This window comes from Actinomycetospora succinea (assembly GCF_004363095.1).
GTDB lineage: Bacteria > Actinomycetota > Actinomycetes > Mycobacteriales > Pseudonocardiaceae > Actinomycetospora > Actinomycetospora succinea.
Map to the genome: position 1 here is coordinate 1,211,972 of NZ_SNYO01000001.1, position 13,981 is coordinate 1,225,952.

Here is a 13,981-nt window from a genome sequence, read left to right on the forward strand (position 1 = left end):
CGATGACCACCACTCTCGACGCGGTCCCGACCCTCGACGTCGACCCGTTCTCCCACGAGACCCTCGAGGACCCGCTGCCGATGCAGGCGGCGCTGCGCGACGCCGGGCCGGTCGTGTACCTCCCGCGCTACGACCTCTACGCCGTCGCCCGCTACGAGGAGGTCCGCGCGGCGCTCGTCGACTGGCAGCGGTTCCCGTCGAGCGCCGGGGTCGGGATGTCGAACTTCAAGCACGAGACGCCCTGGCGACCGCCGAGCCTGCTGCTCGAGGCCGACCCGCCGCACCACGACGCGCCGCGCGCCGTGCTCTCGGCGATCCTCGGCCCGCGGGCACTGCGCCGGCTGACGGACCGCTGGTTCGCCGACGCCGAGGACCTCGTCGCGGGGCTGCTGGACGGTCGGGGTGACGTCGTCGAGCTCGACGGGATGACCGCGCTCGCCGAGGCGTTCCCGCTGCGCGTCTTCCCCGACGCCGTCGGGCTGCCGGCCGAGGGACGCGAGCACCTGCTGCCCTACGGCGACCACGCCTTCAACGCCTTCGGCCCGTCGAACGACCTCGTGGCCAAGGGCGCGCCGCGGGTCGGCGAGCTCTCGGCGTGGGTGGCGTCGCAGTGCGCGCGCGAGGTGCTCTCCGACGACGGGTTCGGCGCGGCGATCTGGGCGGCGTCGGACCGGGGCGACATCACCCCGGCGCAGGCCCCGCTGATCGTGCGCTCGCTGCTGACCGCGGGCGTCGACACGACCGTGCACGGCCTCGGTGCCGTCCTGCACGGCCTCGCGACCCACCCCGACGCGTGGGCGACGCTGCGGGCGCGCCCCGAGCGGGCGCGCGTCGCGTTCGACGAGGCGGTGCGCTGGCAGAGCCCGGTGCAGACGTTCTTCCGCACCGCCGAGGGCGAGGTCCCGATCGGCGGCACGGTGGTGCCCGCCGACCACAAGATCCTGATGTTCCTCGGCGCCGCCAACCGCGACCCCCGGCACTGGCACGACCCCGACCGCTTCGACCTCGACCGCGACCCCTCGGGCCACGTGGGCTACGGGATGGGCCTGCACCAGTGCGTCGGCCAGCACGTCGCGCGCCTCGAGGGCGCGGCCCTGCTGACCGCGCTGGCCCGGCGGGTGGAGCGGATCGAACCCGCCGCCGCGCCGACGAGGCACCACAACAACACGATGCGCGCCTTCGCCGCCCTGCCGCTGCGGCTCACCCCGGCACGCGCGTGACCTCGATCCAGCTCTCGCCGCCGAAGTGCACCGTGTTGCGGCACAGGTACGGCGGGACGGGCAGGTCGAACTGCACGTAGCCCTGGCCCGGGTCCTTGCGCAGCAGGTCCGTGCGGCTCCCGAGGTCGAGGCGCAGGCGCTCGCCGGGGCGCAGCACGACCGGGAACGGGGTGAGGCTGAAACGCAGCACCACCGGCTCGCCGGGGACGAGGGGCTCGCGGTGCCCGGAGTCGATCGCGATCTCGGTCGCGGTGCTGCGCGCCTCGTCCTCGGTGCGGGCGACCGGACGGATCGCGCCCATCGAGAGCTGGTGGAGCGCGCCGTCGGTGTCGACGCGGGTCAGACGGGCGAGGACGTAGGAGTCGATCTCGTTGGCGCTGAAGGTCAGGCGTGCGGTGACGGGGCCGGCGAGGTGCAGCTCCTCGGTGACCGGCAGCTCGAAGGTCAGCAGCTGGTTCGCCAGCTCGTCGAGCCCGCCGAGCACCGGCACACCGCGCGGCACCGCGGCCCAGGAGCTCGCGCCGGCCGCGGCGGCCCCGGTCGTCAGCCGGTGGGTCTCGTGGTCCGCACCCGCCGACTCGAGACCGAGGCGCACGACCTCGCCGTCCGGCGGCGGGAAGTCGGCGGCGGCCGCGAAAGCGCCGTCCCCCTCGACCCAGTACCGCACGGGCGGCTGGTCGGCGTAGCCGTTGTCGACGCCGTGCAGGACGTGGTCGAAGAACGCCAGCGCCTCGCCCTGCCAGGCGTACACGGGCAGGTCGTACTCGGGCGGCCCGAGGATCAGCCACCTCCGGTCGGCCGGCGTGCCCGCGTGCTCGAACAGGTCGTAGGCACCGAACTGGTGCAGGTTGAGGTAGCCGAGGTTCTGCACGACGGCGAACGGGACCTCGATCCCGCCGAGCACCGGTGACGGGCCCTCCGGGATCGTCGACTGCGCGCGGGTCTTCTCGTCGAACATCCAGTGCGCGTAGATCGCGCGGACGAACTCGTCGGGGGTCGCCGCCATGAACTTCTCGAACATCGTGCTCACGTTGCGGTGGACCAGCTTCTCGAGCAGCGGGTGCAGCGCGCCGTTGGTGAGGTGGCTGATCAGGGCGCGGCGGTCCGGGGTGAGGCGGGCGTCGTAGCGCGCGTCGGTGAAGTTCGCGCCCATCCACAGCGAGAAGAAGAAGCTGCCGGGCACGCCGCCGAACTGGACGAGGTGGCGGAAGTAGTCGGTGCAGACCTCGTTGGCGAAGAACGCCCGGAGCGCCGGCGGCCTGCGGGCGGCGACCTGGAGCTGGGTCATGCCGTAGTACGACGTGCCGAAGAGCACGACCTCGCCGGTGCACCAGGGCTGCTCGGCGGCCCAGGCGATGACCGCCTCGTGGTCGTCGACGTCCTGGTCGGCGAAGAACATCACCTGCTCGCCGGTGGAGCGGCCCATGCCCCGGCGCTCGACGATCACCGAGCAGTAGCCGCGGTCGGTGAACACCGGCGGCGACCCGATCTCGTTGGAGCCGGTCGGGATGCCCGCGGTGTGCGTCTCGGTGCTGTAGGCGGCGAACGAGACGACGGCGGGGTACCGGCCCGGCGTCGCGGGCGTGTAGACGTCGGCGTGCAGGGTCGCGCCGCCGCTGACGGGGATCCGCTGGTCGGCGAGGACGCGGTTCCCGAGCCCCTCGGCGGCCAGGGCCCGGGGCGTCCACCCCGCGTACTGGCGTCCGGCGGTCGAGCCCTTCAGCGGGATGCGCGGGGACATGGTGCCTCTCGGGAGTGGTCGGACATGCCGGTCAGCAGCGTGGTGAGCACGGCCTCGGCGCGGGGGCGGAACTGCTCGCCGCCCTGGGCGAGCGCGAGGACGGCGACGCCGGTGGAGGTGGTCTGCAGGGCGTCGAGCGCGGTCGGGGTGACCGGGACGCCGAACGCCGTGAGCAGGGCGGCGCCGAGCGGGGCGATGCCGCGGCCCAGCTGGGCCATGCTCGCGCGGACGGCGTCGTCGAGCTCGGCGCTCTGGGTGAGCGCGAGCAGCACGCGGGTCTGCTCGGGGGCGACGAGGACGTCGAGCAGGGCCGCGAGCTTCCCCTCGGCCCCCTCGGCGTCGCCGACCGGGGCGAGCGCGGCGATGCGCTGCTGCACCGCCTCGTGCGCCACGGCGGCGAGCAGGTCGTCGCGGGTCGGGAAGTAGTAGGTCAGGTGGCTCTGGCGCAGGCCCGCCCGTCGGGCCACCCGCGGCTGGGTGAACGCGCCGAGCCCGCCCTCCCGGACGACGTCCAGGGCGGCGCGCACGATCTCGCCGCGCCGGTCCGCCATGTCCCGCCTCCCTGGTTGGTAGTCCTACCAAACTCCTGGTCGGGCGAGAAGTCAACGACGACCGCGTCCCGGAGCGTCAGTCGGCGGGCCGCCCCAGCAGCGGGCGCACCAGGGCCCGGATGGCGGGGGAGGGGGCCAGGCCGAGCTCGGCGCGCAGCAGCGTCCGGAAGCTCTCGTACTGGTTGAGGGCCTCGGCGCTGTTGCCCTCGGCGAGGTGGACCTCGATGACGCGGCGGTGGGCGCTCTCGCGCAGCGGCTCCTGGGCCACCGCCTCCAGGCCGGCGCGCAGCGCGTCGGTGTAGCGCCCCTGCTCGCAGGCGCGGGCACACCGGTCCTCCAGTGCGTGCAGGCGCAGCTGGCGGTGGCGCTCCCGCTCGACGAGGACCCACTCGTCGCACCAGCCGGGCAGCAGCTCGCCGTCGGCCATCGGGGTGACGGGGGTCGTGTCGGAGGCGTCGGGGTCGTCGAGCGCGTAGAGGTCGACCGCTGTGCCCCGGTGCAGCGACACCGTCGTCGCGTCGGCCTCGACCAGCGCGGTCCGGTGGGCCGTGGGCACCTTCCACAGGGTCGAGCGCAGGCGGGTCAGGGCCTGGCTGTCGGTGACCTCGGGCCACAGCGTGCCGGCGAGCTGGTGGCGTCGGACCGGGCGCCGGGCCAGCGCGAGGAACGCGAGGACCCGCTCGGCGGTCGGCGTCAGGCGGACGTCGTCGTCACCGACCCGGCACGCGAAGCGCCCCACGAGGAAGAGCTGCGCCAGCGACGGCGCAGGGAGATCGGTCGTCATCGCCGCCGTTCCCGCCGGGCGCGCGCCCGGCTGATCGCGTCAGGGGAGGTCCCGCGGGGGGACCGAGGCGGCGCGCTCGTCGGATTCAACGCGCTCGGCCCGCCGTGAGGGCGGCGGACGGAGCGGGGGTGCCCACCGATGACGCGATCGAGACGTCGTCGGGGACGCCGATGGAGACGGTGCCGGGGACGGCGGTGGGGACGGCGGTGGGGACGGCGCGGGGACGGGGGTCTCACAGGCTGCACGGACCGCACCGCGAATCCCCGAAAGGAACACCGTGTTCTTCCACGTGCAGCGCATGCTCAACGAGATCGTCCCGGACGAGCCGGACCCGGCGGCCGCCAACGCCCTGCAGGAGGGGCTGGGCGGTCAGTTCGGCGAGATGCGCACGATGATGCAGTACCTCTTCCAGAGCTTCAATTTCCGCGGCCCGACGGCCAAACCGTTCCGTGACCTGCTCTACGGCGTCGGGACCGAGGAGATCGGCCACGTCGAGCTGATCGCGTCGACGATCGCGCAGCTGGTCGACGGCTCGCCCCGCTACCAGGGCAACCCGACCTCGCTGGACGAGCCCGGTGCAGGCGGGGAGACCCCGCTGTCGCTGGCGCTGTCCGGCGGCAACATCCACCACTGGCTCGTCGGCGCCCAGGGCGCGCTGCCCGTCGACGCGCAGGGCGACCCGTGGACCGGCAAGTACGTCTACGACAGCGGCAACCTCCCGCTGAACCTGCTCTACAACCTCATGCTCGAGTCGACCGGCCGCCTGCAGAAGTGCCGGCTCTACGAGATGACCGCCAACAAGACCGCGCGGTCGACGATCGCGTACCTCATCGTGCGGGACCAGGCGCACGAGAACGCCTACGCCAAGGCGCTGGAGGCCCTCGGCGTCGAGTGGAACAAGCTGCTGCCGATCCCGAAGACGAACGCCGAGCGCTTCCCCGAGGTGGCGACGCTGCTCGAGCAGGGGCTGCAGAGCAAGCAGTACACCTTCAGCCTCGACCAGCTGTCCGAGGCCGGCCGCGTCTTCCAGGGTGAGTCGCCCTCGAAGGACGGGACGACGCTGTCCACCGAGCAGGCGCCCGTGGGCGTCCCGTTCCCGGGGATCGCCGTCGAGCGTCCCGAGGAGTTCGGCCCCGGCCTCGACCCGGAGCTGATGGAGCTCGTGCAGGCCACGGCCGAGATGGAGATGCGCGAGACCGCGGCGCCGCTGTGGGGCCCCGCCGGGAGCTGAGCCGGCTCGCCCCGCGGGTGTCGCCGACTCCCGCGGGGCCGCCGTCCCGTCCCGCCCGCCGGAGGAGCATCCGTGACGATCGCCGCCCACCACGACACCGCCCCCGGACCGTCGGCTCCGTCCCCTCGGCCCGGCCGCGTCCGCCGGCTGCTCCCGCTGCTCGGCCCCGCCGTCGTCGCCGCCACCGCCTACGTCGACCCCGGCAACTTCGCGACCAACACCGTCGCCGGCGCGTCCCACGGCGCGCTGCTGCTCTGGGTGATCGTCGCCGCCAACCTCATGGCCGTCCTGGTCCAGTACCTGACCGCCAAGCTCGGCCTCGCGACCGGCCGCAACCTCCCCGAGCTGTGCCGCGAGCACTATCCGCGCCCGGTGACCCGGGGGCTGTGGGTGCAGGCCGAGGCCGTCGCGATCGCCACCGACCTCGCCGAGGTCGTCGGCGGCGCGATCGCCCTGAACCTCCTGTTCGGCGTCCCGCTGCTCGCCGGCGGGCTCGCCGTCGGCGTCGTCGCCTGCGCGCTGCTCGCGGTGCAGCAGCGCCGTCCGCGCCGCTTCGAGCTGCTCGTGGTCGCCCTGTTCGGCGGCATCCTCGTGTGCCTCCTGACGACGCTGGGGCAGACGTCGCCGGACCCGGCCGTCGTGGCGGGCGGGCTCGTGCCGGGTCTCGCCGGCACCGACAGCCTGCTGCTCGCCACCGGCATCCTCGGCGCCACCGTGATGCCGCACGTCATCTACCTGCACTCCGACCTCACCCGCGACGCCCGCCTCCGGGCCGGGAGCACGACCGCGGCGCTGCGCGGCCAGCGCTGGGACCTGGGGCTCGGCATGGGCACGGCCGGCCTGCTCAACGCCGTCATGCTCGTCGTGGCGGCGACGGTGTTCTTCCGCCCGGGCGTGGCCGCCCCCGAGGACCTCGAGGGCGTGCACGCCGGGCTCGGCGCCCTGGCCGGGCCGCTCGCCGCGACGGCGTTCGCGGTCGCCCTGCTGCTCTCGGGGCTCGTCTCGTCGGGCGTCGGCACCTACGCAGGCCAGGTGATCATGTCGGGCTTCCTGCGCCGCCGGGTCCCGCTGTGGGTGCGCCGGGGCGTGACCCTCGCCCCCGCCCTCCTGCTGCTCGGACTGGGCGCCGACCCGACCGTGGTGCTGCTGATCTCCCAGGTCGTGCTGTCGTTCGGCATCCCGTTCGCGCTGGTCCCGGTGCTCGAGCTCGGCCGGCGCCGGGACCTCATGGGCGGGCTCGTGACCCGGCCCGCGGTGACCGCGGTGGCGGGCGTCCTCGCGGCCCTCGTCATCGGGGTCAACGGCTACCTCGTCGTCGCGGTGCTCTCGTGACGGCCGGGCGCGAGGGGGCGGTGCTGCTCCTGTCCGCGTGGCTCGACGGCGGGGCGCTGCGGGTGCGGCTCACCGCGTCGGACGACCTCGGCGGCCCGACCCACCCGGTCGGCGTCGCGGGCGACGTGGACGGCGCGTGCGAGCTCGTGCGGCGCTGGCTGCAGGACGTCGTGGACGCGGACGAGACCCTCCGACGGGACGGGTGAGACGAGGACCACACGGGTGTGGTCCGGCGTCTGCGTCCCTGCACGGGGCGGGTCGTGACGGCCGGAGAGCGCCCCGACACCCCGGGTGATGCCCGACGCCGCTTCGGGCCCCGGGCAGGATGGGTACGGATCCGTCATGAGCGGTACGCCGAAGGAGGCGACGATGGACACCGAGACGAAGGGGACGACCGAGGACATGGCCCAGGACACGGCCCAGACGGCCACGGACCTGCCCGAGGGAATGACCACCGTGCCCGAGCTCGTGGGCCTGCCGGCCGCCGAGGCGCACGACCGCGCCCTGGACGCCGGGGTGCTCGCCGTCGGCCGCAACGCGGTCCACACGGGCGCCGGCCGGGGGCACGTCGAGGACCAGGAGCCGTCGGCCGGGCAGAAGCTCGAGCGCGGCACCGAGGTGGGCATCTGGATCCAGGGCGGGGCCGCACGCACGCCGACCGGCCCGGACCCCGAGGACGGCCCGGACGGGTCCGGTGGGGGCGGCGGCGTCAAGCCCGAGCCGAGCCCCGTGGGCCCCGCGGGCGGCGGCTTCAACGGCTGAGCCCCAGCCGGTCCGGTGCCGGGCGGCCGCGCGGTGTGATCCGCGTCGGTCCGCCTGGCGCCGGACGGGAAAGCAGTTGACGATTCAATCGTGTACCACCACGTCTCGCTGCACTACGTCGGGCGCCCCGCGCTCGGCGCCTTCGTGAGCCCCGAGGACCTCGAGCGGATCCGCGCCCTGCGCGCCGCCGGGCAGCCGGGGACGGTCTCGGTGCTCGACTCCCGCGCCCGCCGCATCGTGGTCCACCCCGAGCGCCTCGTCGTCGACCCGCAGGTCCTCGGCTACGGTGCGGATCCGCTGGGCGACCACCGCCGGAGCACCGCCGGGGTCGCCTGAGGTCCGGCTCCGGAGGGCGCCCGTGCACGCTGATCAGGTGCTCGCGGGCATCGCCCCGCTCGTCGACGACGGAGTCGTGCCCGGCGCGATCGTCGGCGTCCGCCACGCCGGCGCGACCAGCCTCGCCGCCGTCGGCGCCACCGAGCCCGGCGGCGACGTCGCGCTGCGCCCCGACGCCGTGGTCCGCATCAGCTCCAACACCAAGCCGCTGGTCGCAGCCCTCGCGCTCTGCCTCGTCGCGGACGGGCTGCTGGCGCTCGACGAGCCCGTCGACCGGCTGCTCCCCGAGCTCGCCGACCGCCGGGTGCTGACGCGCCTCGACGGCACGGACACGGTCCCCGCGGCGCGCCCGATCACCGTCGAGGACCTGCTCACCATGCGGACGGGCTTCGGCTTCGTCGTCGACGAGGGGCCGTGCCCGACGTTCGACCGCGCGCTGGCGCTCGGGCTCGGCTTCGGGCCGCCCGATCCGCACGGTCTCCCCGGACCCGACGAGTGGCTCGCGCGGTTCGCGGAGCTGCCCCTGCTCGACCCGCCCGGCGCGGCGTGGCGCTACGAGCTCTCGTTCGCGGTGCTCGGCGTGCTGCTCGCGCGCGCCGCGGGGTGCGGGCTCGGTGAGGTCCTCACGGCGCGCATCCTCGCCCCGCTCGGCATGGAGGGCACCGGCTTCGTCGCCGACCCCGCGCGCCTCGTCCCGGCGTTCGCCCGCGGTGACGACGGCGGCCTCGGCCACTTCGACGGCGTGGCCGACAGCCGCTGGCTCGCGCCGCCGGCGTTCCCCGACGCCCGCGGCGGGCTCGTCGGGACCGCCGAGGACCTGCTGCGCTTCGCCGGGATGCTCCTCGACGGCGGCGGCGGGATCCTCGACGCCGCGGCCGTCGCGGCCATGACCACCGACCGGCTCACCCCGGCCCAGCGCGGCGCACCGGGCGCGGCGCCGTTCCTCGACGGCGGCGGGTGGGGGCTCGGCGTCGGCGTGGTGGCGAGTCCCGCCGGGCCGCGCTACGGGTGGGCGGGCGGTCTGGGGACGCTCTGGTACTCGTGGCCCGAGCACGACCTCGCCGCGATGCTGGTGACCCAGGTCGTGCCGCCGACGGGGCCGGTGTTCGCGGCCTTCACGCGGACGATCGAGGACGCGCTCGTCGGCTGAGGGCCCTGTTCAGTGCGCCATCGCCGGCACGGGGTTGCGCCACGGCACCGGGTCGGGACGCGCCGGGCGCCAGCCCCAGGGGCCGGAGCCGCGCCGGGTGGCGCGCCGCGTGCCGTCGCCGCCGTCGCGCGGGACGGGGGAGGGGCGCCGCGGGGCCGCCGGGGCCGCCGGAGCGGCGGGGGCTGCCGGGGCTGCCGGAACCTCGGGGACGACGGGATCGAGTTCGGTCACGGGGTCGAGGGGCACGGGATCGGCCTCCAGGAGGGGCTCGGGGTCGGGGGCGACCGCGACGGCCGGCAGCGGCTCGCGCCACGCGGTGCCGGGGCGGGGGAAGGGGGCGTAGGTGGTGCCGGGCACCGGGGGCCCGGGGACGCTGCGCAGCGCGGGGGCGTCCTCGAGGGCGGGGCCGGCCGACGCGGCGGGCGCCGTGGCCCGCAGCGGGACCGTGCGCCGGACCTCGCGCCGGCCGCCGGGGACGACTCCCGGGTCCGAGCGGTTGCTCAGCCGCCGCCGGGTCTCGGCCGCGGTCGGCGCGACCATGCCGTCCCACGTCGCGGTGGTGAGGAAGACCAGCCCGTTGGCGAGCCCGAGCACGAGGAGCCCGAGGCCCAGGAGGCCGCCGGGGCCGATGAGCTCGTCGGGGGTGGTGCGCCGCTGGAGCGCGCCGCCGTACGGGAGCGGCGCGGCCGGGGCGGCCTCGGCGGCGCCCGGGACGAGGAGCTCGCCGACCGTGCGCCGCGGGTCCGGCTCGGCGACCGCGGTCTCGAGCAGGACGAGGAAGGACCCGGCGAACAGCCCGGTGAGGACCACGGACACCAGCACCCGGGCAGCACGATGGACGCCGCGCTGGACGCCCCGGGCAGCACGCGACGACGCGTCGAGTGGCGCGGCGTACGACATGGTCCCCCCGGGCGAGCGGTGTTGATCGTGGTCTACCCCCTCGGAGACCGCTCGCGAATCCCCCGACCGTCGGTAATCCCCGAAGGTGTGCGGCGTGTCGCCTGGACACGGCGGGGGAGGGTCACGATCAGGGCGCGCCCAGCAGCCCCCGGCACGCATCCAGTCCCTGAACCGCGAGCGTCCACTCCGGACGCCGCCAGTCGTCGGGCGTGAGCCGGCTGCGCAGCAGCAGCGCCGGGCGGCCACGGCGGACGTGGCGCTCGACGCCGTCGGGGGAGTAGCCGAGCCGGTCGGAGACGCGCCGCGAGGCGGAGTTGTCGGCGAACGCGCTGGTCCGCGCCGCGCGGGCGCCGAGGTGGTCGAAGGCGAGCGCGACGACCGCGTGGCGCATCTCCGTGCCGAGCCCGCGGCCCTGCGCCGCCCGGGTGAGCCACGACCCGCTGCGCACCTCGCCCAGCACGCCGAAGTCGGTCGCCGCGAGCGTCTGCATCCCGAGCACCCGGCCGCCCTCGCGGACGAGGAAGTTGACAGTCCACCGCGTGGGCCCGAGGTCGGCGCGGCAGCCCCAGGCGTACTGCATGACCCCGCGCGCGAAGCCCGGGTCGCCGGCGCCGTCGGTCCAGGGCTCGAGGAACGGCATCTGGTCGGCGGGGTGGACGCCGTCGAGGGCCCGGTCGGCGAGCGCCGCGAGGCCGACGTCGTCGTCGGGACGCAGCTCGAGCCGCGGGGTGCGCAGCACGAGCCCGGCCAGCGGCCAGTGCCGCAGCGGGTCGGCGGGATCGGGGGCCATCCACGCTCATCCTGGTCGCTCTCGCCGCGGACGGTGGTGCTCCGTTCGCGCGTCTGGCATCAAGGACACCCGTGGGTGACGCGAGCTGGCCCGGCGAGGTCGTCCACGACGCCCTCGGTCTCGCGCTCGGCCCCGACGAGGAGGCCGTGCCGGCGCGCGACGTCGTCGGGCTGGCGCTGCGCCGCAACCCGCGGCGCGCGCACCTCCCGGTCGCCCGCCTCCTGGGCAAGCACCTCCCGGTCGCGCCGGCGCGGGTCCGGTCGGCGGCCGAGGCGCTCGCCGACCGCGTGCGCCGCGGGCTGCCGGAGCACGGCGCGGCGCCCGTCGTCGTCGGGTTCGCCGAGAACGCCACGGCGCTCGCGCACCTCGTCGCCGACGCCCTCGACGCCGAGCACGTCGTCCACACCACCCGCCGGGTCGTCGCCGGCGCCGCGGTCCTCGCGGCCTTCGACGAGGCGCACAGCCACGCCCCGCGCCACGTCCTCGTCCCCGACGACCCGGGCGGCTGGACCCCCGACCGCCCCCTCGTCCTCGTCGACGACGAGCTCTCCACCGGCCGGACCGTCGCGGCCACCGTGCGCCGGCTGCACCGCCGCCTGCCGCGGTGCCGCTACGTCGTCGCGACGCTGGCCGACCTGCGGGGTCCCGACGACGACGCGATCCCGCGCCTCGCCCGCGAGCTCGGGGTCCGGGTGGACGTCGTCGCCGTCGCCCGGGCCGCCCTGACCGCTCCCGCCGACGTCCTCGAGCGCGCCGCGCGGATCCTTGCCGCCGAGCCGGACACGACCGCGCGGCCGTCGCCCGGCCCTCCGGTCACCGCGGTCTCCCTGTCCCTCGGGGGCGCCGCCGAGGGCGCGCGGCACGGGCTCGACCGCGCCGGGCGGGCCGCGCTCGGGACGGCGGTCCCGGGCGCGGCCGAGGTGCTGGCCGGCGCGCTCGGTCCGCGGCCCGGCCGGGTGCTCGTGCTGGGCTGCGAGGAGCTGCACTACCTGCCGGTCCGCCTCGCCGAGGCCCTCGCCGGGCGCGGGCACGACGTCGAGATCGGGGCGACGAGCCGCTCGCCGCTGGTGGCGCGCGACGTCCCGGGCTACCCCGTCCGGTCCGCGCTCGCGTACGCGGCGCACGACCACGCGCTCGGGCACGCGCCGGAGCGCTTCGTCTACGGGGTCGGGGCGGGCCGCTACGACACGGTCGTCGTGGTCGTCGACGCCGCCGCGCGGACCCCGGCGCTGCGCGGTCCCGACGGTCTGCTCCCGCGCCTCGCCGCCGTCGCCGGGCGCGTCGTGGAGGCCGTGGTGCCGTGCCGTCCGCCGCGGCCCGCAGCCGGCCCCGTCGTGGCCACGCGCCGGGGCCCGGGGTTCGGCACCTTCGCCCGCGACGAGGTGGGCTGGCTGCTCAGCGACCTCGCGGGCCACGCGCTCGAGACCCCGACCGCCGCGCGGGAGGACGCGATCGCGGCCGGGACCTCCTACGCGGCGACGCTGCCCGTCGAGCCGGCGCCGAGCCCGGCGTACGCGCGGGTGGTGGCGCGGGCGCTCGACCGCTCCGCCGCGCCGGTGGCGGCGGCGGTGGGTGTGCTCGCCGACCGGGTGCTCGCCCGTCGTGGCCGGGGCGCCGTGCTGGTGTCGCTCGCGCGGGCGGGGACACCGGTGGGGGTGCTGGTCCGACGGTGGGCGGCGCGCGTCCGGGGGGTCGCGCTGCCGCACTACGCGATGAGCGTGGTCCGCGGCCGGGGGCTGGACCGCGCCGCGCTGGACGCCCTCGTCGCCGCCCACGACCCCGCCTCCCTGGTCCTGCTGGACGGGTGGACGGGCGCGGGCGGGATCGCCGACGAGGTCCGCGCCGACCTCGCCCGCTACGCCGCGGAGACCGGCGCCGTCGTCGACCCGACCGTCGCCGTGCTCGCCGACCCCGCGCACCGCAGCGCGCTCTACGGCACCCGCGACGACCTCCTCGTGCCGCAGGCCTGCCTCAACGCCACGGTCTCCGGGCTCGTGTCGCGCACCGTCGCCCGCGCCGATCTCCTCGGCCCGGGGGCCTACGACGGCGCCAAGTTCTACGCGGAGAACGCGGCGGGCGACCGGACGGCGGCGTTCCTCGACGTGGTCAGCTCCCGGTTCGCTCCGTGTGCGCCGGCCCCGCCGGCCACCCCGCCCGACCATCGCGGCGCCCGCTACCTGGCGGCCCTCCGGGGCGACGGGGAGGCGGATCCCCGGCGGCTGCGGGGCGGGGTCGGCGAGACGCTGCGGGTGCTCCTGCGCCGCGACCCCGAGGCGGTGCTCCTCGCGCCCAATGCCGGGCCGGACCTCGACCCGGTGCGCCGGCTCTGCGCCGAGCGGGGCGTGGCGATCCGGCCGCTCCCGGCGTCCGCGGGCGGGATCGCCTCGCCGTACCGCTGCGTCGGGGTGCTCCGGACGCGATGATCCTTGTGGCCGCCGATCTCGACCGGACCCTGGTGCACTCGGCACGGGCCGCCGGGCCGGTGCCCGAGGGGACCCTGTGCCTCGAGCGGCGCGGCGACGTCCCCACCGCGATGCTGACCCGCCGCACCGCCGCCGACCTGGCGGCGCTCGACCACCGCGCGGTCTGGGTCCCGGCGACGACCCGCTCGGTCGCCGAGTACGAGCGCCTCGACCTGCCCCGCCGGCTCGGCGTCGCGCCCCGGTTCGCGGTGTGCGCGAACGGCGGGGTGCTGCTGGTGGACGGGGTGCGCGATCCCGCCTGGTCGAGCGAGGTCTCCCGGAGGCTGGCGTCGGCGGCCTCCCAAGCCGAGGTCGCCCGGCGTCTCGGCGCGGCCCGCGAGGTCGACGGGTGCTTCTTCCTGGCGCGGGAGGCCGAGGAGGGGCTGGCGGCGTGGTGCGCGGAGCGGGGCTGGCGGGTGGACGCGTATCGGGACAAGGTCCACGTCCTGCCGGCGGCGCTGACGAAGAGCGCCGCGGTCGCCGAGGTCCGGCGCCGCACCGGGACGACGCACCTCCTGGCCGCCGGCGACTCGCCGCTCGACGCCGACCTGCTCGCCGCCGCGGACGCCGGGATCCAGCCGGTCGACGGGCGCCTGTACGCGTCGGGCTGGCGCGCGGACCACGTGGCGGTCACCAGCGGCCGTGGCCTCGCCGCCGGGGAGGAGATCGCCGCGTGGCTGGTGAGGGGCCTGCGGCCCACGTGAGGGGAATGGGTGGCCAGG

At 76.6% G+C, this 13,981-nt stretch carries 14 protein-coding genes; 9 read left to right on the forward strand and 5 right to left on the reverse strand.

Annotated elements, in window-relative coordinates; genetic code table 11:
- The first annotated feature begins 2 nt into the window (after positions 1–2).
- The gene (locus EV188_RS05815; protein WP_133825206.1) at positions 3–1,220 is read left to right on the forward strand and encodes a cytochrome P450; all 1,218 of its coding nucleotides are present in this window, start codon (positions 3–5) and stop codon (positions 1,218–1,220) included.
- Here the strand turns inward: EV188_RS05815 and EV188_RS05820 are convergent.
- The 3 genes from EV188_RS05820 to EV188_RS05830 form a co-directional block, all read right to left on the reverse strand.
- Positions 1,201–2,961, reverse strand: coding sequence for a CocE/NonD family hydrolase (locus EV188_RS05820; protein WP_133825207.1), 1,761 nt, complete (start codon positions 2,959–2,961; stop codon positions 1,201–1,203). The two genes, EV188_RS05815 and EV188_RS05820, sit on opposite strands and share 20 nt — an antisense overlap.
- On the reverse strand, positions 2,940–3,512 hold the full coding sequence (locus EV188_RS05825) for a TetR/AcrR family transcriptional regulator (protein ID WP_133825208.1): 573 nt from the start codon (positions 3,510–3,512) through the stop codon (positions 2,940–2,942). Before EV188_RS05825 ends, EV188_RS05820 begins: the two co-directional genes overlap by 22 nt.
- 76 nt (positions 3,513–3,588) lie before the next feature.
- On the reverse strand, positions 3,589–4,296 hold the full coding sequence (locus EV188_RS05830) for an AfsR/SARP family transcriptional regulator (protein ID WP_133825209.1): 708 nt from the start codon (positions 4,294–4,296) through the stop codon (positions 3,589–3,591).
- A gap of 277 nt (positions 4,297–4,573) precedes the next feature.
- On the opposite strand from EV188_RS05830, the gene EV188_RS05835 reads away from it, so the two are divergent.
- The 6 genes from EV188_RS05835 (at position 4,574) to EV188_RS05860 (ending at position 9,107) form a co-directional block, all read left to right on the forward strand.
- Positions 4,574–5,527, forward strand: a complete 954-nt coding sequence (locus EV188_RS05835; RefSeq protein WP_133825210.1) for a manganese catalase family protein — start codon at positions 4,574–4,576, stop codon at positions 5,525–5,527.
- A 72-nt stretch (positions 5,528–5,599) separates the two neighbouring features.
- Entirely contained in the window at positions 5,600–6,859 is a 1,260-nt protein-coding gene (locus tag EV188_RS05840) for an Nramp family divalent metal transporter (protein WP_279536701.1), read from the forward strand.
- Positions 6,856–7,065, forward strand: a complete 210-nt coding sequence (locus EV188_RS05845; protein ID WP_133825211.1) for a hypothetical protein — start codon at positions 6,856–6,858, stop codon at positions 7,063–7,065. Before EV188_RS05840 ends, EV188_RS05845 begins: the two co-directional genes overlap by 4 nt.
- Before the next feature lie 136 nt (positions 7,066–7,201).
- On the forward strand, positions 7,202–7,621 hold the full coding sequence (locus EV188_RS05850) for a PASTA domain-containing protein (RefSeq protein ID WP_166659726.1): 420 nt from the start codon (positions 7,202–7,204) through the stop codon (positions 7,619–7,621).
- A gap of 90 nt (positions 7,622–7,711) precedes the next feature.
- Positions 7,712–7,957 (forward strand): hypothetical protein, encoded by a 246-nt coding sequence (locus tag EV188_RS05855; RefSeq protein WP_133825213.1) that lies wholly within the window; start codon positions 7,712–7,714, stop codon positions 7,955–7,957.
- A 22-nt stretch (positions 7,958–7,979) separates the two neighbouring features.
- On the forward strand, positions 7,980–9,107 hold the full coding sequence (locus EV188_RS05860; protein ID WP_166659727.1) for a serine hydrolase domain-containing protein: 1,128 nt from the start codon (positions 7,980–7,982) through the stop codon (positions 9,105–9,107).
- A gap of 9 nt (positions 9,108–9,116) precedes the next feature.
- On the opposite strand, the gene EV188_RS05865 is transcribed toward EV188_RS05860, so the two are convergent.
- Positions 9,117–9,929, reverse strand: coding sequence for a hypothetical protein (locus EV188_RS05865; protein ID WP_133825215.1), 813 nt, complete (start codon positions 9,927–9,929; stop codon positions 9,117–9,119).
- Between the two features lie 205 nt (positions 9,930–10,134).
- Positions 10,135–10,797 (reverse strand): GNAT family N-acetyltransferase, encoded by a 663-nt coding sequence (locus tag EV188_RS05870; protein WP_133825216.1) that lies wholly within the window; start codon positions 10,795–10,797, stop codon positions 10,135–10,137.
- Between the two features lie 71 nt (positions 10,798–10,868).
- Between EV188_RS05870 and EV188_RS05875 the strand changes: the two genes are divergently transcribed.
- A complete protein-coding gene (locus tag EV188_RS05875; protein WP_133825217.1) occupies positions 10,869–13,220 on the forward strand; it encodes a phosphoribosyltransferase domain-containing protein in 2,352 nt (783 codons plus the stop codon).
- Positions 13,217–13,963: an HAD family hydrolase gene (locus EV188_RS05880; protein ID WP_133825218.1), complete on the forward strand. Its 747-nt coding sequence runs from the start codon at positions 13,217–13,219 to the stop codon at positions 13,961–13,963. The genes EV188_RS05875 and EV188_RS05880 overlap by 4 nt, the downstream gene beginning before the upstream one ends.
- The last annotated feature ends 18 nt before the right edge of the window (positions 13,964–13,981 follow it).

What these genes read in the sequence shown, in the direction of transcription:
- EV188_RS05815 (WP_133825206.1), top strand. Translation starts at nt 3, where the DNA reads ATGACCACCACTCTCGACGCGGTCCCGACCCTCGACGTCGACCCGTTC.
- EV188_RS05820 (WP_133825207.1), bottom strand. Translation starts at nt 2,961, where the DNA reads ATGTCCCCGCGCATCCCGCTGAAGGGCTCGACCGCCGGACGCCAGTAC.
- EV188_RS05825 (WP_133825208.1), bottom strand. Translation starts at nt 3,512, where the DNA reads ATGGCGGACCGGCGCGGCGAGATCGTGCGCGCCGCCCTGGACGTCGTC.
- EV188_RS05830 (WP_133825209.1), bottom strand. Translation starts at nt 4,296, where the DNA reads ATGACGACCGATCTCCCTGCGCCGTCGCTGGCGCAGCTCTTCCTCGTG.
- EV188_RS05850 (WP_166659726.1), top strand. Translation starts at nt 7,202, where the DNA reads ATGAGCGGTACGCCGAAGGAGGCGACGATGGACACCGAGACGAAGGGG.
- EV188_RS05870 (WP_133825216.1), bottom strand. Translation starts at nt 10,797, where the DNA reads ATGGCCCCCGATCCCGCCGACCCGCTGCGGCACTGGCCGCTGGCCGGG.
- EV188_RS05880 (WP_133825218.1), top strand. Translation starts at nt 13,217, where the DNA reads ATGATCCTTGTGGCCGCCGATCTCGACCGGACCCTGGTGCACTCGGCA.